The sequence below is a fragment of the Kitasatospora sp. NPDC056076 genome (genome assembly GCF_042266305.1).
Lineage (GTDB): Bacteria > Actinomycetota > Actinomycetes > Streptomycetales > Streptomycetaceae > Kitasatospora.
In genome coordinates this window covers 25,585-45,666 of sequence record NZ_JBHJWG010000010.1, presented here as the reverse complement: position 1 = coordinate 45,666, position 20,082 = coordinate 25,585, and the positions used below count along the sequence as shown (strand labels likewise).

The following is a 20,082-nucleotide window of genomic DNA, read 5'->3' as shown; positions in this document are numbered from 1 at the left end:
CCCGGTGTACGCCTCGACCAAGTTCTACAAGGCGCTGCTGGAGGTTCCCGGCTGGGAGCAGCTGCCGCTCACCGTGGCAGCGCAGAAGGTGCAGCGGTCCGGATTCCCGGATGCCTACGCCAAGTGGGAGCCGCTGGCGACCGCTCTCCAGCAGGCCATCTCCCAGGTGTTGTCGAGGGGTTCGACGCCCGCGCCCACTCCTTCGCCGGGCGCGACCCCGTCGCCCAGTCCGTCCGCACCGGCCACACCGAGCGGCTGCGGCACCGGAGGCGACGACGGAACCAACTGGGGCGTCATCCCGCCCGGTGTCCTGCCGGCCGGGTACCAGATCCCGACCGATGTCCCGCCTGCCGTGCAGAACGCCATCAAGTTCGCCCTCGGTCAGCTAGGCACGCCCTACCAGTGGGGCGGCACCTGCACCGACGCGCACGGCCAGGACCCCATGGGCCGGTGCGACTGCTCGTCCCTGACGCAGCAGGCGTACAAGGTCGGCGGCATCTCCATCGAACGCCGGACCTACGAGCAGGTCCACAACGGCACCGGCGTGAGCGTCGACGCCATCCGCCCGGGCGACCTGCTGTACACCCGGCCCGGCCCGGACGGGCCGGAGCACGTGGGCATGGCGATTGGCCAGGGCCTCGTGGTGCACGCCCCCAAGACGGGCGATGTCGTCAAGATCGCCACGCTCGCGTCGTGGAAGGCGGACATCATCGCCGTCCGCCGCATCGCCCCGTGACGGCAACTGCCGTCCTTCTCAGCGCACTTCGCGCACTTCTCCCCTTCCCGCGCGGCTCGGCCGCGCATCTTCCTGCCCCTCTAGCCGTGGAGTGTGATTGCTCACCTACCTCGCCGACGCCGCAACGAAGGCCCAGCAACTGGCCTACGATCCCGGCATCTCGCCGTCCGAGGGCGGCCTGCCCGGCCTGTCCGTTCTGAAGTCCACCGTCGGCAGCATCAACTTGTTCGCGATCATCGCGGTCGTCGGTGCGCTCTGCGTCAGTGGCATCGTCTGGGCCTGGGGCCACCACACCGGATCGCACGGCAGCGAGCAGAAGGGCAAGCAGGGCGCCCTGGTCGCCGCGGGCTGCGCGCTTCTGCTGGGCGCCGCGAACGGGATCGTGTCGTTCTTCTCGACGGTTGGGACCAGCGTCCACTGATGCCGAAGTCCTCGCCGTTCACCGGCCAGTCCACCCTGCTGCGCCGGCTGCTGATCGGCCTGGGCGTGCTCGTGGTCGTCGCCCTGCTGGCCGGGCTCACCGCCCGGCTGGCGGGCGGCGGCCACCGCACCCCGAGCGCCGCCAACTCACCCTCCAGCCCTTCTACTTCAGCGACTTCGACCGCCTCGCCGCACGGACCGAGTCCCGCCCCCTCGGTCGGGGCGACACCGGGTGTGTCCGTCGTGGCCGCTCCGCCGCACACCAGCGACCCGATCGCGTACGCGAAGGCGTTCGCCGCTGCTCTGTGGAGCTACGACACCCGCACGGCGACCCAGCCTCAGCAGCTGGCCGGGCTCCGCGGCTGGCTGACCTACGAGACCAAGTACGCCGACCCGGACGCTCTCGCCGCCCAGCTGCCGGACCCGACCCTGTGGAGCCGGATGCGCGACAACGGCCAGCACGCCGTCGGCGAGGCAGCCGAGGCGCACCTGCCCGCCGCGTGGCAGCAGGCCATCGGCAAGGACCCGACGCAGCTGACCGTCGCCTACATCTACGCCGTCACCGTCACCGGCAAGCAGACCGTCAGCTGGCTCGACGGCGGCCGGGGCGCCGAGGACCGCGCCATCACCCTGGCCGTCCAGTGCCGGCCGGGCCGCGACTGCGCGCTGGCCTCCATCGCCACCACCGTCTACCCCTGACCTACACCACCGGTCCCCAACGTAGGAGTTGATCGCCCATCGGTTTCTGTGATCTACCCGGATCCGGCCTGCTCTGCGATGTCATCGTCGGTGGCGTCAGCGATTCTGTCACCGACTCCATCGGCAACTGGGTCGCGAAGTCCGCCGGCGACCTCGCCAAGAGCGCGGTCGACCTCGCCTCCCGTGCCGTCGACAAGACGACTTCGGTCGACTTGGGTGCGGAGTGGTTCCGCACCAACTACGCGACGATCCTGCCGATCGCGCTGGTGATGTTGGTGATGACCTTCATCTTCCAGCTGATCCGCGCCGCGTGGAGGCGGGATGGCCAGGCGCTCGGCCAGGCCGTCACCGGAACCGTCTCGGCGACCCTGTTCGCGATGACGGCGATCACCTTCACCGGCGTCTCGCTGGTCATCGTCGACGCCCTCAGCCGGGGACTGTTCCAGATCGCCAACTCGAGCATGGACGACGCGGTCAGGCGACTGGTGAAGGTATCGATGATCACCGTCACGACGCCGCTCGGCTGGGCGATCCCGGCGCTGGTAGCGCTCGGCTGCGCGGCCGGGGCGATCCTCTACTGGGGCGCGATGGTCCTGCGCAAGGTCACGATCCTCGTGCTCGTCGTGCTCGCACCCTTCGCGGCGGCCGGCGGCGCCTGGGAGCCCACCCGCGACTGGCGCCGGAAGTGGATCGAGGCCACCGCCACGGTCGTGTTCAGCAAGTTGATCATGACGATCATCATGCTCGTCGGCGTCTCCGCGCTCGGCCAGACCGACACCAAGGACGGCATCCAGGCGCTGTCGGACATCATCGCCGGCCTCGTCGTCATGGCGCTGGTGCTGCTCAGCCCCATGGCGATCTACAAGTTCGTCCACTGGGCAGGCGACGGCGGACAGGCCCACGACCTGCACCGCAGCACCGCCACCGGCCTGCAGGTCGGTGCCGCGACCGCCCAGAAGGGCGCCCGGATGGCCGCTACCGCGGGTGCCGGCGGAGCGGGCGGAGCCGCGATGGGCGGAGCCGCCCCGCAGGGCCCGGCGCAGGTGCCCGGCCAGGACGCCCCGGCCGGTGGCGGCTCCGGCAACTCAGGCTCCGGCGAAGGCTCATCGTCTCCGTCGCAGAGCACCTTCCGCTTCCCCGGCACCTCCTCCGGAGGCGGCGGCGACGCGGTCGGAAAGGCGCTGATCACCCGCCGTGCCCAGTCGGGCGGCGACCAGGGCCAGCCGCTGATCTCCCGGGCCCCGGCCTCCGGCCAGTCCGCCACCGGCGGCGCGAGCGAGGGATCAACCGCCAAGCCCACGAGCGCAGTTGCCGCCGCAGCCTCGGGCGGGTCCGCCACGCCGCAGGTCGTGATGAGTGCCGCTCGCACCACCCGCAGCGGCGCCCAGGCTCCTGCCGCCCCGCCGGCGTCCGCCGCCGGCCCCGCCACCCCGTCGGTGGCCGCCACCGGCACGTCTGCAGCACCGAGCAGCCCCGTCGGCTCCTCCACGCCGCCGACCTCCTGACCAGCACCGGCCGGGGCCACCGCCCGCCCCGGCCGGTGCCCCCGCCCTGACCGAAGGAGTCGCCCACCCTGTCGGCCGACCTTCCCACACCGACCGTCCGCTTCCCCAGCCGATCCCGACGGGGAGTCCTGCTCGGGCTGACCGCCGCCCAGCTCACCGTCGTCGGCACCGCCGGCGCGATGCTCCTGGCGACCATGGTCGCCACCGGACTCGCCGGGGCCGCCCTCGCCACCCCGCTCTGGGCCCTGGCCGCCGCCCTCGTCGTCGTCCGCTTCCACAGCCGCTCCGTGGCAGATTGGGCCCCGATCCTCATCAGGTACTACCTGCGCCGCGCCAAGGGCCAGCTCGTCTGGCTCGCCCGGCCCGCCACCCGGCCCCGCCGCGACGGCCTGCTCCACCTGCCCGGCACCGACGCCAGCCTTCGAGCCGTCACCGCCCCCGGCGGCACGCTCTGCGCGATCCACAACCCGCAGAAGAACACCCTCACCGCCGTCATCCGCGTCAGCAGCCGGGCCTTCGCCCTGCTGGACCCCTCCACCCAGGCCGGCAACGTCAACGCCTGGGGCCGGTGTCTGGCCTCGCTCGCCCGCACCGGCTACATCACCACCGTCCAGGTGATCGAGCGCACCGTCCCCGACAGCGGCGACGCCCTCGCCCGGTACTGGGCGGAGAACGGCCGCCCCGACGCTGCGGTCGCGGGCCCCGTCTACGAGGACCTCCTCGCCGCCGCCGGCCCGACCGCGGCCCCGCACGAGGCGTACATCGCCATCAGCCTCGATCTCAAGGGCGCACGCCGCCTGATCGGCGAGGCCGGCGGCGGGCTGAGCGGCGCGTTCAGCGTCCTGTCCCAGCTGACGCCTGGCTTCGAGCAGTCGCTGCGCAACGCCGGGCTCAACCCCCGGGGCTGGCTCAGCACGGGCGAAATCGCCGCCGTGATCCGCTCGGCCTACGACCCGAAGGCGCTCGCCAACCTGGAGCAGTGGTCCGAGACCGGCGAGGCCACCGCCGACCCGGCTGCCGCCGGCCCCGTCGTGGTCGTCGAGGAACCCGGCCGTCTCACCACCGACACCGCCTGCCACGCGGTGTACTGGATCGAGCAGTGGCCCCGAAGCGAGGTCACCCACGGGTTCCTCCACCCGCTGGTCTTCGCCGGCGGCGCCCGCCGCACCCTCTCCCTCACCTACGGCCCGCAGGCACTGGATGCCGCGCTCAAGGCGGTGCAGCGCACCAAGTCGAGCATCATCGCCGACGCCGCCGAGCGCGTGCGCAAGGGGCAGGTCGACTCCGAGGCCGACTCGATGGAGTACGCCGATGCCAAGCAGCACGAGCGCGAGCTGATCTCCGGCCACGCCGACGTCGACCTGACCGGCCTGGTGGTCGTCAGCGCCGACAACCCGGAGGAACTGCGCCGCGCCTGCGCCTCGATCGAGACCGCCGCCGCCGGCACCGGCCTGGACCCGCGGCTCCTGCGCTGGCAGCAGGCCGAGGCGTTCGCGCAGGCCGCCCTGCCGCTCGCCCGGACCTGACGGGAGGCAGCCGTGCACCACCCGCCCACCGGCGACCACCGCCTCCTGCGCTTCGCGACCGCGGGCGTCGACGTCCACCACCACACCGCCATCCCGGAGCAGGTACCCGTCTCCCGAGGCGAGTTGGACGCCCTCCACGCCCACTGCGTCGCCCTGTTCGCGCTGCTCGACACCCACACCGGCACCACCCGGCCGCTCGCCCCGGCCGAGGCCGGCCACCTCCACGCCGCCCGTATCCGACTGTGGCAGACCTGCGACGCCCTCCACGACGCCTACCACCGCGCCCCGCGCGCCGACGGGCGCCGCCCCACCCGCGAGGCGTGCGCGCTGCGGCTGCCGGAGGGCGCCCCGGACATGGTGATCTGCCAGCGCCACAGCACCACCTCGGGCCGTGTCCGGGTGATCGCCACCCCCTCCGAGCTGCGCGGCACCCCCACCACAGCCCCTCGCATCTGACAGGAGAAACGTTCCTCTGCGCTCCGCCAGTGCCACCCCCCTGTTCACCCCGACCCGCTTGGACCGCGCCGCCCGTCGCCAGGCCAAGCGCGACCTCGCCGCCGCCCGCCGCACCGCCCGCCAGGCCGGCCGCCCCCAGCGCCCGAAGACCCGGCGCGAGGAGAACGCCGAACTCCTCCCCGCTTACCCCGCCGCCGGACGCCCCGGCCCCGCCTCCCTACGCGGCGGCCGACTGCGACTTCCCGCGCACCGCATGACCACCGCGACGGCCAGCGCGGCGTACCCCTTCCTCGCCGAGGGCGGCCTCGGGTCCGCTGGCGTCCTGATCGGCCGCGACGTCCACGCCGAGGCCAGCTTCGTGTTCGACCCCTTCGCCCTCTACGGGAAAGTTGAAAACTTTACGAACCCGAACACGCTGGTCGCAGGCGTGATCGGCCAGGGCAAGTCCGCACTGGCGAAGTCAATTGCCTTGCGCAGCACGGCATTTGGCTATCGCGTTTACGTTCCGTGCGACCCGAAGGGGGAGTGGACGTCCGTCGCGGAGGCGATCGGCGGGACCACAATCGCCCTCGGCCCCGGGCTCCCGGGACGGCTCAACCCCCTTGACGCTCCGGCCCCTCCGATGGGCGTCGACCTGGCGGACTGGGCGGGCGAGGTCCGCAAGCGTCGACTGCTGCTGCTCGGCTCGCTGGCCCGCACCGTGCTACGGCGCGACCTGGCGCCGATGGAGTACACAGCGATGGACATCGCCCTGGACGCGGTGGTCGACCGCAGCGCGCGCACGGGCCAGGTCCCGCTGCTGGGCGACGTCGCGGCCGTCCTCGGGCAGGCCGCCGTCCTGGACGCCGCGCTCGGCGACCCGACCCGGCGGGTCGGCGCCGCCGCCCAGGACCTCGCCCACGCGCTTCGCCGGCTGGTCAACGGCGACCTCGCCGGGATGTTCGACGCGCCGTCGACCGCGGAGTTCGACCCGAAGAGCCCGATGCTGACGATCGATCTCTCCCGGCTCGGCTCCTCCGGCGACGACACCGCGCTGACGCTCGCGATGACCTGCGCGTCCGCGTGGATGGAAGCGGCACTGAGTGACCCCAACGGCGGTCGCAGGTGGGTGATCTACGACGAGGCGTGGCGCGTCATGCGGCACGCGGCACTTCTGGAACGCATGCAGAGCCAGTGGAAGCTGAGCCGTGGACTGGGCATCGCGAACATGCTGATCATCCACCGCCTCAGCGACCTGCTGTCGGCCGGCGACGCCGGCTCCCGGACCCGGGCACTCGCCGAGGGCCTGCTCACCGACTGCGCGACCCGCGTGATCTACCGGCAGGAGAGCGACCAGCTGGCCGCCACCGCCGGACTGCTCGGCCTCAGCGGCGTCGAGACCGCCGCCATCGCCGCCCTCGGCAAGGGCCGCGGCCTGTGGAAGGTGGCAGGGCGTTCGTTCGTTGTCCAACATCTGCTGCACCGTGCGGAGTTGGCCCTGTTCGACACCGACGCCCGGATGCACGCGACCCCGGAAGCGACATGATCACGCCCGACCACCTGCGGCTCCGCGTGGTGATCGCCCCGATGTGAACGAGCCCGGCAAGGCCATCGTCGCACAGGCCGGCCCCGGCGCGGGCGGAATCCTGCAACGCTCCGGGTCCTCTTCCCGGCGGGCCAGCACCTACGGCCACCCCTCCGGCCCCCGAGCGAGCCAACTACCGGCGCCCAGCCGGTCTCACCCACGAGCAGCGGGGCCAGGCCGCCGTCTCCCGCGGCTCGCGCACCGCTCCGCCCGTCGGCGCCGAGCCCAGCGGCCCAATCCCAGCCGCTCCCGCCCGGTCCAGCCGCACCCACCACCGCTGACCGCCCAGGAGTCGTCATCGCTCACGTCACCATCGCCCACCTGCCCGACCGGCAGACCATCGTGGCCGACCCTCCCGACCGGCGCAGCGCGTACTGGCTGGAGCAGGCCGGGTTCGTCCGTGACGACGCCCTGCGGCTGCACCGCATCCGCCGGGACACGAGCGCCTCCACCGCCGAGCGGCAGATCCGCGATGCCCGGCGCCTGCTGGCCGCCGCCGACTACGGGATCACCCGGGTGTACAGCGCGGACGAGCAGCGCCTGCGCGCCAAGGCACCGCCGCCGCTGGGGACATCGTCGCCCCCGGGCCCGGCGCGGACGCTCGGCGACCGCACCGTCTGGGTTCACCTGGTGAGCGAGGACGTCACCGCCGGCCACCTGGTGATCCACGCGCACCACCAGGCACCGGAGGGTTCGATCGAGCTGCTGGTCGACTACCCCGGTGCCGGCGAGGCGGCGGTGTTCTACACCGAGCCGGACAGCGGCCACTACGGCCCCAGCCGCCACCCCAGCCTCGCCGCCGCACGCGAGGAGTGGACCTCCTTCGGGTACGCGGCCGAGGCTCCGGCGCCCGGTGCCCCGCGGGCCGCCGCCGCCCGCCGGACTTCCCCCGTGGTGCTCGGCCGCCCGGGCGCACTCCCCGTGGGACCGCCTCGCCCGGTGATCAGTGCCGGACTCGCCGGGCCGGGCCTGGAGCCCCCCTTCTGACCTTCCAGTTTCGCCAACTCCACTGCTATTCCTACCTCTTGGAGACGCATGTCGACCATGACGCTCACCCGCCAGGACGCCCGCCTGGAGGCCGCCCTCGGCCAGAGCATCACCGCCCTGATCGCCAACCAGGCGCGGGCCGACGCGAAGACCGCGCGGGTGCTCGACACGCACCGCGCGCTGGTGGCCGCCGAGACCGCGGTGTCCTTTCAGCGCGTGCGGCTGGTCAACGTCGCCACCGCCCAGCGGCGCGTGGACGACGCCGTCCTCGACGAGCTGGATGCGCAGTTCGAGAAGCTGGAGGAGGCGGCCGAGGAGCGCGATGCGCTGGAGGCCGACCTGGTGCAGCTGCTCCAGGCTCGCGAGGAGGAGGTGAAGCGGAAGGCGGTCGAGGCCGCCCCGGCCACCGGCCCGGCGCCGGTTCCGGCGACGGTTTCTCCGGCCTCGGCACGGCGCCGCTGATCGGGAGCCTGATGCCCACGACGACGGATCCCGGCACCACCGGCGGGCTGGTGGCGTTCGGCTGGGACTACGACCACGGCGAGTTCGTCGTGTTGAACGGCCAGGTGCCCCAGCCCGCCCGCGAAGCGATCTACCAGGCCGGATTCTCCAGGCGGGGCGATGTGCTGGACTGCTGGCACCAGCGCCGGAGCGTCGAACCGCACGAGCAGATCCGCAGGGCGGGGCGGCTCGTCGATCGACTGGTCGCGGCCCGGGTGCCGGTCGCCAACTGGCACCGCCCCGAGCAGCGCAACGGCGACCTGTCTGAGCACTACCGGTGGTTGCAGGACGAGGGCCCGTTCCCCGACGCCGCCCGCGCCGCGGAGGCGGCCTGGTCAATCGTCTGCACCGCCCTCGCCACAGAGCGTCTGATCCCAGCCGATCGGGGCCTCGCCCGCGCGGTGCTCTCCGGCGACATCGTCGTGGAAGCGATGCAGACCTTCGACGACGTCGGCTGGTGGCTGGCCCGCAGTGCACCAGAAGACGACGACTCCCTGTCGTCGTACGTGATGCTGCGGCACGACACCGCAAACGGCTACCTCGGCATCACCGACCACTGGGCCACCGGCTACGGGCCGCAGGCTCGCCGCGACTTCCGGGCCACGCAGCTGCGGGACACCACCCACCCGCCGGCCACCCGCGCCCAGGCCGCCCGTCCATCACGGCGGGCACGGATGGCAGCCGCCCCCGCCCTTGCGCCGCTGCCTCCCGGACCAACCCCCCGCCGCTCCGCCTCCCGCTGACCGAGCCCTTCCTGGAGAACACCGCTTGCCCCACCAGCAGCCCGTCGGCGTCACCTTCCGCCGCCTGGCCTCCGCCGGGATCACCGCCACCACCGCCAGCCGCGACCCGGCCGTCCTCGACGCCTTGGCCGCCGCCGGGTTCCGCCTCGGCCTCCCGGACGCTCCGGAGCGCTACTCCCTGGCCGAGCGCGACCCGATCACGCAGTCCAGGACGGCAGCCCAACTCGCATCCACTCTGCGGGAGATGGGCGTTCCGGTCACCTCCCGGCCAACGTCGCTGCCCGGCTTCGAAGGCGCTGCAGTCGCCATCTCCCCCTCGGCAACAGCACGTGCCGCCGCCGCCCGCACCGCGACCGCGGCGCCCGGCTCCGCCGTATCCGACCAGCCCCGACCCGCTGTGCCCACGTCCCCGCCGCCGGCACCGGCCGCCCGCCGCTGACCGCGTCCACCATCTGCCCCGAGGAGCAGCGCATCACCCCCGAGCACGTCTCCATCACCCGCGACCCCCAGTACGGCGTCGTCGCCGAGGTCGGCCCCGATGCCTCACCGACCGCCAACACGCTGCTCGCCCGCGCGGGTTTCCGGCAGCTGGCCGACGGACGGCACGCCCTCGACCGCAGCGAGCAGAACATCTTCCTGCACGCCCGCCAGACCGCCGCCGCCCTGCGCCGAGCCGGGGTCAAGGTCAGTGCGGACGCCGCCTTCGACTACAACGACGCGACGAATCCCGCCCTCGACAGCCCGGCCGTCCGCGCCGCCGGCCCCGACGCCGTCGTCCAGGCCAGCGCCCCGGCTCCGCCCCGCAGCTTCGACGTCCACGTCGGACGCCACCCGAAGCTGGGCATCGTCGCCACCAACCCGCACAGCAACCAGACCGCCGCCTACGCGCTCGCCGAGGCCGGCTTCACCCGCACCGGCGGGCACCCGGGCCTCTACGTCATGGACGAGCCCGAGTTCGAGGGCGACAAGCGGGCCTCCACCGCCGTCGCCAAGCTGCGCGGCCAGGGGCTGCGGGTCGCCTCCGATCTGGCCTTCGAACCGCTCACCGGCCCGTACGAGTCCACCGACCCGTTCGCCACCCGGCTGATCGCGGAGATGAACCGCACCCCGCCCTCGCCCGCCGCGCCGCCGGCCCAGGTCGCGCAGAACGACGACCCGTTCGAGACCCGCGTGTTCAAGGCGCCCGTCCTCGGGCCCGTCACTCCCACGGCCCCGGACCCGTTCAACACGGTCGTCCACCCGTCGGCCGGGCCGAGCCGGGACGACCAGCGCGCGGACGCCATGCTGCACGACCGGGCCGCGCTGAGTGCAGAGATCGCTTCCAGGCTGCGGGCGATCGAGGACCAGGTCCGCACGAACCCGGGCAGCGTCGACCTGGCGCGGGTCGAGGCCGTGGTCGGCGAGGCCACCACCGTGCTCGCCGGCGCGGGCAGGGACCTCGCCGCCGTCGCGGCCCGCCCCACCGCCGTACCGGCCGCGCGCACGAGCGTCCCCGCCAGCCCCCGTGCCCGCGCCGCACTCGCCACCAGCGGACGGCTCCGCTCCTCCGCTGCTCTGCACGCCACCGCTGCCGCGACCACCGCCGCGTCCGCGCCGGCCGTCGACCCGCGGATCGCGTGGGCCGCCGGACGCCCGAACTCCCGGTGAGCCGTTGTCCTACACCGATGCCCTGAACCGCGCCCAGCCTGGCGATCACGACGCGAGCCTTGTCGGGTCGTGGGCGGTGCGCCGTCTGGGCCAGCTGCTGCCGGAGCCCGCCGAGGAGGTCGAGGTGGCCGACCTCCTCGGCCACCTCGGTCCTGTGATCCGCGAGCTCGAGGAAGTCCTGCAACTGGCGGCGGATTCACTCGACCAGCCCGCTGCGCTCGGGCCCGCCGTCCGCGCCGCCCGTCTCCTCGGGAGTCAGGTCGACCGCACCGCCAAGGCGCTGCACGACCGGAACGGGACCGAGCCGATCCCCCGCGCGACCATCGCCCGGCTCCAGTCCACGCGCGCCCCGCGCCCTGGCCCGGCTACAGCAGAGGCGACTTCCCCGGTTCCCCCTGCCTCCCACTCACGGCGATCCCGCTGATCTGACCCAATTCCTTTCCCATCAAACCGAGTCCACAGGAGACCCGACATAGCTGTCCGAACCCGGTGGTCTGTCGAACACGACTGCGGCCACACCGTTGATCATGACCTGTCCTCCCGCGCCGCCGACAAGCGCGCCTCCTACGCCCGCTGGCTCGCCACCCGCTCCTGCCGCGACTGCTGGCTCGCCGAGCGCAAGGAGGACACCGCTGAGCGCGAGGCGTGGATCGCAGCTCGCCGCGCCGAGGAGCAGGAAGCCGCCACCGCGTGGGCCGGCCAGTTCGGCATGCCGCCGCTGGAAGGCGCCCAGCGGGCCATCGCGTGGGGCGAGCGCTGCCGGCACCAGCTGGTGACCACCGCCTACCAGGCCCTGGTGGTCGAGGGCGCGCTCCCCGAGGAGGCGTGGCTGGCCGTCGAGGAGCAGCTGCGCACGCTGGATAAGGCCAGCTGGTGGATCGACCAGCGGGAGGCCGAGCCGGCCGACCTGCCCGAGCTGGCCGCCGCCGCCACCAGCGCGGACCGCGTCACGGAGAACCCGAACTGAGCGCCGGCCCCGTCGGCCCGTCCCGGATCGCGGCAGCCTCCTCCCTCGTCGTGCAGGTCCTGCGCGCCGAACAGGCCGCCGCCCGTCCGGGCAGCAGCACGCCCCCGGCTGCGGAGCCGGTGCTCGCCTCGGTCGGCCGGACGGTCGCGCCGGCGCCGGGACGGTGACGTGTACCCCACGATCGCCCGGTACGCCTCCACCCGCGACCTGCTCGCCTCCGCCACGGCCGCCGCCGCCGCCCAGCAGCAGAACCGCCTTCGTCTCATCGACGCCTGGCGTCCCGCCGCGGACCTCCCGGCCGACCAGATGGCGTTCGCCACGGTGCTGGCCGCGCACCTGCCGCCGCCGGCCGGGCCCGCCGAGGCACTGCGCACCAGGTTGGTGTGGCAGTGCACCCTGCGCACCGACCCCGATGCCGCAGGCCCCGCGGATCACCGATTCCAGGAGACCGCCCGGCGCATCCTGGCTGCTACCGGCATCGCCTCCGAGGACGCCTCGGCGGCGTGCCGGTGGGCGCTGCTTCGCGTCGGTGACCACGAGGCCCGCCTCGTCGCGCCGCTCGCCCGCCCGGACGGCACCATCGTGGACACCGGCCGCGACCGCTCCCTCGCCCTGGCCATCTGCCAGCTCGCCGAGAGCCGCGGTACCAGCATCGGCCGTCCCCACGCGGCAGCGGCCGGCACACCTGGCCGCCGGCCCGGTCTCCTCCCCGCCCCTTCTCCCGTCCCCGCCGCCGCGGCTCGATCCGGGCCGCGCCCGTAGAAAGCAGGACCGTTGACCGACGCCCGCACCACCGGGCCCCTCGATGTCGCCAACCAGGCCATCGCCCGTGCCGGCCGCGCGTTCTCCGAGATCGTCGAGATCGCTCCCTCGCTGACGGCCCACGAGGCCGCCGAGGTGCTGCTGGGCCTCACCCTGATGCCCGGCGCAGTGCAGCAACTCTCCGATGCCGTAACGGAGATCGGCCGCCAGGTCGCCCAGCAGTACGGCGACCGGCCTCCCCTGTGGGAGCCGCTGCTTACGGAGGCCACCGCCATCTCCGCCGCAGCCTTCCGCACGGCTGCCACCGCCGACGCCATCGCCGAGGCCGCGGACGAGACCACCCGCAGCCGGGCCGCCACCGCCCAGTCCCCGGCACTGCGGGCCGCCGGCACGACGGCGTCGGTCCAGTTCGCCCCGGCCGTCGCCGTACCGCCGCACTCCCGCATCGTCGAACTTCCCCACCGCTGACGCTCCGAGGAGCCCACCGTTGACCACGTCCACCCCGGCCGGGGCCCAGGACGAGGTGCTCGTTCGCCCCCGCCACCTCGCCGGCCCCGGGCCCCTGCCGGTCTTGGCACCGCTGCTCCACCTCCACGAGTGGCCGTACCGATTCGACGAGTCTCTCGCCCAGGTCGTCGCCACCAGCCCGTGCCGGCGGATCGAGATCGCCATGGAACCGCACCGGGTCTTCCACCTCTACCGGGTCAGCGTCCGCAAGCATCCGGCGGATCAAGTGCCCTACTGGCAGGCCACGTTCACCAAGGACACGCCAGGGGAGATCGTCGGCGCGTTCGTCCAGGCCATCGCCGCCGACCGGTACACGATGCCGGAGGAGGTGGTCGCCGAGCCGACCGCCTCGCCGACGACCGCCTGGCGACCGCTGTTGAAGGCCGGCTGGCAGCTCAAGGACGACCCGGACTTCGTCCACCTCGCGTCGCCGGACGGCACCACCAGCTTCACCCACTCACCCACCTCGACCGACGACCGGTGCGGCGAGGGCGTGGGTGCCTGGATGGCGCACGCCTCCTTCGGGCCCGACTGGAGCGACCAGTGGACGATCGTCCTCGGCCACGCAACCCCCGTGCGGTACTTGGCGATCCTGGCCTCCGCCATCGCCGATCCCGCCCCCGTGGTCCGCCGCCGCAGCGCCCTGTCCGCCGCCGCGCTGCCGAAGCTGGCCACTCGGCCCGCCCGTCCTGCCGATCCCACCCGCCGGTTCACCGCCGTCGAGTACACGGGCGCCATGTTCAACCCCCGCCACCCCGGCCAGGGCCACCCCCCACGCCGCTGACCACGCAGTCCCCGCCGGCTGGCCACCCGCCGGCCAACGGGCCGATCACCCATGTCCCGGGCCTCCGTCCCGCCGTGATCGCCGCCCGCTCACTGCCCGCTCTGGGCCCCTGCCGTCGCGCGCCCCTGCCCGGCAGGCCGAAATCCCCCGTCAAGGAACCCGCTCCTGCCCGCCTCGCCCAAATCCCCTTCCGCCAGCCCCGGTTCCGATGCCCTCCTCTACGCGCTCATCGGCGCGGGCGTCGCCGTCGCCGTCTTCGGCACCTTCGCCTGGCTCGGCGGCAACGCCGCCACCGCCGCGACCACCGACCACGCCCTGTGGGCCCCGTTCCAGCCGGTTGACGCCGCACTCCACCCCGACCGGGCCTTCCCGCACCTCAGCCCGCTCCTGCTGCTGATCAGCACCCGCATCACCCCGGCACTGCTGTCGATCGCGCTCACCGCCGCCGGTCTGCTGCTGTGGTCCAAGCACCGCCGCAAGCCGACCGGCCTCGCGGGCCGCAGTGAACTGGCGCCGCTGCTGCCCGCCGAGATCACCGCCAAGGCCCGGGACCTGCGCCCCAGCCTCTCCAAGGCCAAGCCGCGCGAGATCAGCCCGGACGACACCGGCATCCTGCTCGGCGACCTCGCCCCGAGCGGTCCCGAGGTCCGCTCCAACTGGGAAGACGTCGCGGTCGCCATCATGGCGCCGCGCTCGGGCAAGACGACCTCAATCGCCGTGCCGGCCATCCTGCGCGCCCCCGGCCCCGTCCTGCTCACCTCGAACAAGGCGGCCCGCGACGCCTACACGGCGTGCCTGGAGGCCCGCTCCGAGGTCGGCCGGGTGTGGACGATGGATCCGCAGCAGATCGCCCACACCCCGCAGGCGATGTGGTGGGACATCCTGGCCGACGCCAAGGACCTGCCCGGCGCGCGGCGGCTCGCCGGCCACTTCGTCGCGGCGGCCGTCGACGAGTCCAGCCAGGGCGACTTCTGGTCTACCGCCGCGCAGAACACCTTGTGCGCCTTGTTCTTGGCCGCGGGCTGCGACCGTCGGCCGATCACCGACGTCCTGAAGTGGCTCGCCGTCCCCAGCGACCGCACCCCGGTCGACCTTCTCCGCGCACACGGGATGGTCGCCATCGCGGACCAGCTCCAGGGCACCGTCTCCGGTGCGGTTGAAACGCGCGACGGTATTTTCGAGACCGCCCGTCAATATGCGGCCTGCCTTCTCGATCCGCAGATCTCCAAGTGGGTCACGCCGAATCCTGACCTGCCGGAGTTCAAGCCGGAGGAGTTCGTCACTCGTAAGGACAGCCTGTTCCTGCTGTCCAAGGACGGCGGCGGCTCCGCATCGGCTCTGATCGCGGCTGCGGCGGATTCCGTGATGCGCACCGCGGTCATCGAGGCTGAGCGTGCCGGAGGCCGCCTCGACCCGCCGCTCCTCGCCATTCTGGACGAGGCCGCAAATGTGTGCAAAATCGGCGACCTCCCCGACCTCTATTCCCATCTTGGGTCTCGCGGCGTCATCCCGATCACCATTCTGCAGAGCTACCGCCAGGGACAGAAAGTCTGGGGCGAGGCGGGCATGGACGCCATGTGGAGCGCGGCCACCATCAAACTGGTGGGCTCCGGCATCGACGACGCAGATTTCGCCGACAAGCTCTCGCGTCTGGTCGGCGACCACGACGTGGAGACGGTTTCCCATTCCACGTCGGAATCGGGCCGGTCCACCTCCGTCAGCATGCGCCAGGAGCGCATCCTTCCGCCCGACCAGATCCGCGCCCTGAAAAAGGGCTCGGCGCTTCTCTTTGCGACCGGCCTGCGGCCCGCACTGCTGACCCTTCGCCCCTGGTACAAGGAACCTGGGGCTGCCGAGGTCGGCGCGGCCAGCTCCCGGCAGACCACTCTGATCACCGAGCGGGCGATGGCCAAGGCCGGTGGTGCCGAATGATTTACACCACCGAACCGGCCACTCGAATTCTGTCGCTCGGCGCTGGCGTACAATCCACAACGCTACTCCTTCTGTCGGCGCTCGGTGAGCTTCCGAAACTGGATTACGCCGTTTTCTCGGACACCGGATGGGAGCCGTCGAAGGTTTATCGACACTTGGACGAGGTGGAGCGGAAGATTGCCCGGCCGGCCAACATACCGATCCTGCGGGTGTCGTCCGGAAACATCCGCAAGGACGCCCTCGACCCCGCTCACAGGTTCGCGTCGATGCCGCTCTATATTCTCAACCAGGACGGCAGTCCGGGAATGACTCGGCGGCAATGTACTGGCGAGTATAAAATTAAGCCGATAAAGCGGCAGGTGCGGCAGATCCTAGGGTACCCGCATCCCGCCCGGGTGCCGAACGGCGTGTATGCCGAGCAGTGGATCGGTATCAGTACCGATGAATTCCACCGGGCCAAGGATTCCGACGTCCGGTACACCCGCCACACCTTCCCGCTGATCGAGCTCGGCATGTCCCGCGCGGACTGCCTCAAGCTGCTTGCCGAGCACGGATGGGGCGCCACTCCGAAGTCGAGTTGCCTGGGTTGCCCATTTCACGGAAATGCCCAGTGGCGGGAAATCCGCGACACCTCTCCCGAGGAGTGGGCGGACGTCGTGGAGTTCGACGCAGCGATCCGGGCCGGCAACGCGCGGGCGAACGCGGACGGGCGGCCACTGCTCGGGCAGGCGTACCTGCACCGCTCGCGCCTGCCCCTCGACCAGGCGCCGATCGACAAGCTCACCCGGGCCGAACTCCGATCCCTGCAACCGCAGTTGGACCTGGATGAGGACGAGCTGGAGGACGGGCCCGAGGGCGGCTGCTCCCCGTTCAGCTGCCACGGTGAGGCGGTCGCGTGACCCGCTCTCACCAGCCGACCGCGCCGGCGCCCCGCCGGGCAACCGGAGGACCAGCCGCTCGGAGGCGGCCCGCGCCGGAAGCACCGCAGTAGCGCTATCGCCACCCGCTGCCGGTACGGCAGCCACGGCCACACCCCGGCGGCCCGCACGGCACTCCCGCTGACCACCTCGACCACCCTTCTGTGCAACGGAGTTGACATCATCCGCAACGACCTGGCCTTCCTGCCGATCAGCCGCGCGGACGGCTGCTGGTACCTGGCAGTGGGCTCCGGCCGCCTCCGGATCCGCGACGAGGCCCTCGTCGAGGACCTGGACCGGCTGCGCGACCTGATGCTCCCCGCCTCTCCTCGCGAGGAGGTGGCGCCGCGGTGACACCGGTCAGCCGTGACATGAGCCCGCAACTGGAGGCCGAGCAGGCGGTGCTCGGCGCGTGCCTGCTCGATCCGTCCCAGGTCGGGTTGCTGGCCGGGTGGCTGGAGCCCCGACACTTCTACCGTCCAGCCCACGAGGGGTTCTTCGCGATCCTGCTCGCCCAGCACGCCGCCGGCCACCCGGCTCTCGTCCCGGATGCTGGGGACGACCAGAAGCAGGACTGGGCCCTGACGGCCATCAACACCGCCGCCAGCGAGGTCCCCGGCGTCACCGCCAGCTACGGCCACACCCTGGTCACCACCTGCCCGCGCTCCGCGCACGCCGCCAGCTACGGCCGGATGGTGCTGGAGACCGCCGTCCGGAGGGCGCTCGAGGAACACGCCCACCGGCTGCTTGCCGCCGCCGAGAGCGAGTCGGTCGAGGCCACCGTCGAGCTGACCGGCGCCCTGCATGCCGTCATCCAACGGCTCGGCGACGCCTGGGGCACGATCGACCAGCGCTCCCGCCGCCCGCTGCCCACTCCGCCGTCGCCAGGGAACGCCTCCAACGCGATCGAGGCCGCCCGGCAGCACGAACAGGCGCTGCTCTCCAGCCTCCTCAGCACGCCCGGACGGATCCCCGCAGTAGCTTCCTGGCTCACCGGCGAGGACTTCGTCGACCCCGGCCACCGCGCCATCTACCTGGCGATGGCCGCGCTCGCGCACCGGCGCGAGCCGTTGGACGAACTGACGGTGCTGTGGGAAGTGCAGCGGCGCGGGGCGCTTGCCGCCGGCGTGATCTCCGTGGCCGGGGTCCGGGAGATCTGCTCGGACGGGATGCCCGGCGACCCGGATTACTGGGCGGAGGACGTCCTACGCGCCGCCCTGCTGCGAGCCGCCGCCACCTCGGCCGGCATCGTCCGGGTGATGGCACTGGACGCCTCCATCGCCGCCGGCCCGCTGCTCGGATCGGCGGTCCGAGCTCTGGCCCCCGCCGACCGCGTTCAGGACCGACTGCGCGCCGCGACCGCCACCCCCGCGGAGCGCGGAGGGCCGGTCGTTCTCGGCACCGCCCGGCGCAAGGGCGCTGCCCTGAGCCGCAGTCCCACCCCGCCGGCCACCCCACCCGCGCGAACCGCCGACCGTACGGGCGAGCCCGCCTCCCGCCCCCGCCGCTGACCCACGGAGACCACCCTGCCCACCACCGCCCCCCGCGCCCAGTCCGTACACCGACTCCGCACGGCAGCCGACACCATCGAGAACCTCAAGCACCAACTCCCGCTCGCCTACCGCGAAGAAGGGCCGCCGGGCCTTGAGGAACTGGCCGCGCACACCCGGGCGGTCCGCGACGGCCAGGACGACCTGCTGGACGTCACCGCCGCCCTGCACCACCCCCACGCCCAGAGCGCCGACCGGGCCGTCGTCCGATCCCTGACCTCGGCAACCGCTCAGCTGGGCGAGGCGCTCAGCGCGCTCGGCCGGGCCACCGCCATGGCCGGCCGCCTCTACGAGGTCGATGGCATCGGCGGCCCCCGCGCCGAGGAAGTCCGCGAGCGCGGCTCCCAGCAGCTCAACCTCGCGCTCTCGCGCACCCGCCTCGCCCTCGATGGCGCCTGCGAGGACCTGCGCCGCGACGCCCGCTCGCTCACCGGCCCCGTCTCCGGCATCGGCCGTCCGGCCCCGAGGGCTGTCGCCGCCACCGCCCGCACCGCCGCCGGGCCGAGCGCCCGCACGGTCGCCTCGCTGCCCGCCCTTCCCGGACAGCATGCCGCCGTCGCAGGGCGACGCCGGTGAGGCCGCCCACCGCCGGCCCGTCGACCCTCGGCGGCGCCGTGTCCGGCGCGACTCCCTCCGCCTACCGCAACGACCTGGCGGCGGTCGCCGGGATGCTGCGCGCCCTCGGGCACAACGCCGCCGCGACCCCCTCCGGGCCCGTCCCCGGCATCCCCGACCGCGACGCCCTGCTGGAGCAGTGCCGCCAGGCGACTGCGTTCATCCGGCACTGCGGCGACAACGCCGAGCACTACCGCCGCCAGCCGCCGGCGGACAACCCGTCCGCGGCCGTGCTGGCCTGCGCGTACGACGCCGCGATGAGCCGCGCCGCCACCGTCCACCGGCACCTGGGCGCCGCCCTCGATCTCTCGATCAAGTGCGCGACCGCCACCCCGGCCAAACCGGGCAGCCCCGCCGCGGAACTGCGCCGTCGCCAGGCCGAACACACCGTCATCGCTCTGGAGACCGCGGACCGGTGCGCGGCCCAGGGAGCCGAGGAGATTCGCGCGTTCACCGACCTACTCGCGCCCGTCCCGGCGGAGACTCCCGCCGACTCCGCACACGCTCCCGCTCCTCCCCTCACCTCGCCTACCAGGAGCCGCCGTTGAGCACCGACCCTCCGCTGCCGCCCGTCCCGGCCGGACTACGGCAGGACGATCTCGACACGCTGGGCGGCCTCGCCGCGCAACTGGCCGCCTTCGCCGACGCCATCCCCGCGCCGGCCCCGCACGAGCCGCTGCCCGAGGTCAGGGAGCTGGCCTGGCCGATGGTGCGCCTGCACGAGCTGATCGCGGTTCCGCTGGACGAGAGCTTCTTCCGCGCGACGAACACCGCGGGCCCCGACGCCGGGCTCGGCGTCTTCACCGCCACGACGACGGCCCTCACCCTCGCCCAGGCCGCGCTGGCCCGGGCGGCGAGCCTGCTCGCCGACCCGGCGCCGACGCCCGAGGCGCTGAGCAGCGCCCGCCGCTCTCTCGCGACCGCCCGCGGCACCGTCCGCTCGGCGGCCGAAGCGCTGGGCGAGGCGGTGGACACCGCTTCCGGCCTTCCCGAGGTCACCGCCCTCGCCTCCCGCCGCCGCCCCGTCATCCCGGCCGGGCAGCGCCCACCGGCCGCGGGCGATGCCGAGCGCCGCGTGGACGCAGCCCTTCGCCGCTCGCCGGCCCTGGTCCTGCTCTCCCCTCCTGCCTCACCCCCCGCACCGCCAGCCCGCTCCGGCACTCCGTCTGCGACGGTCGTACCGCTGCGGAGGACCTGACACGCGCGTCGGCCCCGCCCGAGTTCCGACTGCGGCCTCCTCCGACGACGCACCGAACCTGCCGGC

The 20,082-nt window shown here is 73.4% G+C and carries 24 protein-coding genes; 23 read left to right on the top strand and 1 reads right to left on the bottom strand.

The features are described from left to right. Positions 1-4 precede the first annotated feature (4 nt). The 11 genes from ACFC1T_RS10840 (at position 5) to ACFC1T_RS10790 (ending at position 9,576) form a co-directional block, all read left to right on the top strand. A complete protein-coding gene (locus tag ACFC1T_RS10840; RefSeq protein WP_375886331.1) occupies positions 5-736 on the top strand; it encodes a C40 family peptidase in 732 nt (243 codons plus the stop codon). Positions 737-833: 97 nt separating this feature from the next. Next, positions 834-1,157 (top strand): DUF6112 family protein, encoded by a 324-nt coding sequence (locus ACFC1T_RS10835; protein ID WP_033820884.1) that lies wholly within the window; start codon positions 834-836, stop codon positions 1,155-1,157. Then, positions 1,157-1,855 carry a hypothetical protein gene (locus tag ACFC1T_RS10830; protein WP_375886328.1) on the top strand — a complete coding sequence of 233 codons (699 nt, stop codon included), beginning with the start codon at positions 1,157-1,159 and terminating at the stop codon, positions 1,853-1,855. The genes ACFC1T_RS10835 and ACFC1T_RS10830 overlap by 1 nt, the downstream gene beginning before the upstream one ends. 212 nt (positions 1,856-2,067) lie before the next feature. After that, positions 2,068-3,360, top strand: a complete 1,293-nt coding sequence (locus ACFC1T_RS10825; RefSeq protein WP_375886326.1) for a type IV secretion system protein — start codon at positions 2,068-2,070, stop codon at positions 3,358-3,360. 68 nt (positions 3,361-3,428) lie between these two features. After that, positions 3,429-4,886 carry an SCO6880 family protein gene (locus ACFC1T_RS10820; protein ID WP_375886627.1) on the top strand — a complete coding sequence of 486 codons (1,458 nt, stop codon included), beginning with the start codon at positions 3,429-3,431 and terminating at the stop codon, positions 4,884-4,886. 12 nt (positions 4,887-4,898) lie between these two features. Continuing rightward, positions 4,899-5,342 (top strand): DUF6238 family protein, encoded by a 444-nt coding sequence (locus ACFC1T_RS10815; protein WP_375886323.1) that lies wholly within the window; start codon positions 4,899-4,901, stop codon positions 5,340-5,342. Between the two features lie 58 nt (positions 5,343-5,400). Continuing rightward, the gene (locus tag ACFC1T_RS10810) at positions 5,401-6,867 is read left to right on the top strand and encodes an ATP-binding protein (RefSeq protein ID WP_375886321.1); all 1,467 of its coding nucleotides are present in this window, start codon (positions 5,401-5,403) and stop codon (positions 6,865-6,867) included. Between the two features lie 381 nt (positions 6,868-7,248). After that, positions 7,249-7,893, top strand: coding sequence for a hypothetical protein (locus ACFC1T_RS10805; protein WP_375886318.1), 645 nt, complete (start codon positions 7,249-7,251; stop codon positions 7,891-7,893). A 48-nt stretch (positions 7,894-7,941) separates the two neighbouring features. After that, complete coding sequence (locus tag ACFC1T_RS10800) at positions 7,942-8,355, top strand: hypothetical protein (RefSeq protein ID WP_375886316.1); 414 nt, start codon at positions 7,942-7,944, stop codon at positions 8,353-8,355. An 11-nt stretch (positions 8,356-8,366) separates the two neighbouring features. Then, entirely contained in the window at positions 8,367-9,137 is a 771-nt protein-coding gene (locus tag ACFC1T_RS10795) for a hypothetical protein (protein WP_375886313.1), read from the top strand. A 25-nt stretch (positions 9,138-9,162) separates the two neighbouring features. Then, complete coding sequence (locus ACFC1T_RS10790) at positions 9,163-9,576, top strand: hypothetical protein (RefSeq protein ID WP_375886311.1); 414 nt, start codon at positions 9,163-9,165, stop codon at positions 9,574-9,576. 104 nt (positions 9,577-9,680) lie between these two features. Here ACFC1T_RS10790 and ACFC1T_RS10785 read toward each other — a convergent pair whose 3' ends face one another. Then, entirely contained in the window at positions 9,681-10,061 is a 381-nt protein-coding gene (locus ACFC1T_RS10785) for a hypothetical protein (protein ID WP_375886308.1), read from the bottom strand. A gap of 15 nt (positions 10,062-10,076) precedes the next feature. On the opposite strand from ACFC1T_RS10785, the gene ACFC1T_RS10780 reads away from it, so the two are divergent. From ACFC1T_RS10780 to ACFC1T_RS10725, 12 genes are all read left to right on the top strand, one after another. Next, positions 10,077-10,784, top strand: a complete 708-nt coding sequence (locus ACFC1T_RS10780) for a hypothetical protein (RefSeq protein ID WP_375886305.1) — start codon at positions 10,077-10,079, stop codon at positions 10,782-10,784. Positions 10,785-10,788: 4 nt separating this feature from the next. Beyond that, positions 10,789-11,208 (top strand): hypothetical protein, encoded by a 420-nt coding sequence (locus tag ACFC1T_RS10775; protein ID WP_375886302.1) that lies wholly within the window; start codon positions 10,789-10,791, stop codon positions 11,206-11,208. A 285-nt stretch (positions 11,209-11,493) separates the two neighbouring features. Next, on the top strand, positions 11,494-11,751 hold the full coding sequence (locus tag ACFC1T_RS10770; protein ID WP_375886299.1) for a hypothetical protein: 258 nt from the start codon (positions 11,494-11,496) through the stop codon (positions 11,749-11,751). Between the two features lie 168 nt (positions 11,752-11,919). Then, positions 11,920-12,513: a hypothetical protein gene (locus tag ACFC1T_RS10765; protein WP_375886297.1), complete on the top strand. Its 594-nt coding sequence runs from the start codon at positions 11,920-11,922 to the stop codon at positions 12,511-12,513. A 12-nt stretch (positions 12,514-12,525) separates the two neighbouring features. Then, on the top strand, positions 12,526-12,981 hold the full coding sequence (locus tag ACFC1T_RS10760) for a hypothetical protein (protein WP_375886294.1): 456 nt from the start codon (positions 12,526-12,528) through the stop codon (positions 12,979-12,981). Positions 12,982-13,000: 19 nt separating this feature from the next. After that, positions 13,001-13,804: a DUF317 domain-containing protein gene (locus ACFC1T_RS10755; RefSeq protein WP_375886292.1), complete on the top strand. Its 804-nt coding sequence runs from the start codon at positions 13,001-13,003 to the stop codon at positions 13,802-13,804. Between the two features lie 165 nt (positions 13,805-13,969). Continuing rightward, entirely contained in the window at positions 13,970-15,736 is a 1,767-nt protein-coding gene (locus ACFC1T_RS10750; protein ID WP_375886624.1) for a type IV secretory system conjugative DNA transfer family protein, read from the top strand. After that, positions 15,733-16,635 carry a hypothetical protein gene (locus ACFC1T_RS10745; RefSeq protein WP_375886290.1) on the top strand — a complete coding sequence of 301 codons (903 nt, stop codon included), beginning with the start codon at positions 15,733-15,735 and terminating at the stop codon, positions 16,633-16,635. Before ACFC1T_RS10750 ends, ACFC1T_RS10745 begins: the two co-directional genes overlap by 4 nt. Positions 16,636-17,003: 368 nt before the next feature. Then, a complete protein-coding gene (locus ACFC1T_RS10740) occupies positions 17,004-18,164 on the top strand; it encodes a DnaB-like helicase N-terminal domain-containing protein (RefSeq protein WP_375886288.1) in 1,161 nt (386 codons plus the stop codon). 312 nt (positions 18,165-18,476) lie between these two features. After that, positions 18,477-18,779 (top strand): hypothetical protein, encoded by a 303-nt coding sequence (locus tag ACFC1T_RS10735; protein WP_375886286.1) that lies wholly within the window; start codon positions 18,477-18,479, stop codon positions 18,777-18,779. Further along, positions 18,776-19,366, top strand: coding sequence for a hypothetical protein (locus ACFC1T_RS10730; protein WP_375886283.1), 591 nt, complete (start codon positions 18,776-18,778; stop codon positions 19,364-19,366). The genes ACFC1T_RS10735 and ACFC1T_RS10730 overlap by 4 nt, the downstream gene beginning before the upstream one ends. Next, positions 19,363-20,016, top strand: coding sequence for a hypothetical protein (locus ACFC1T_RS10725; RefSeq protein ID WP_375886282.1), 654 nt, complete (start codon positions 19,363-19,365; stop codon positions 20,014-20,016). The genes ACFC1T_RS10730 and ACFC1T_RS10725 overlap by 4 nt, the downstream gene beginning before the upstream one ends. The last annotated feature ends 66 nt before the right edge of the window (positions 20,017-20,082 follow it).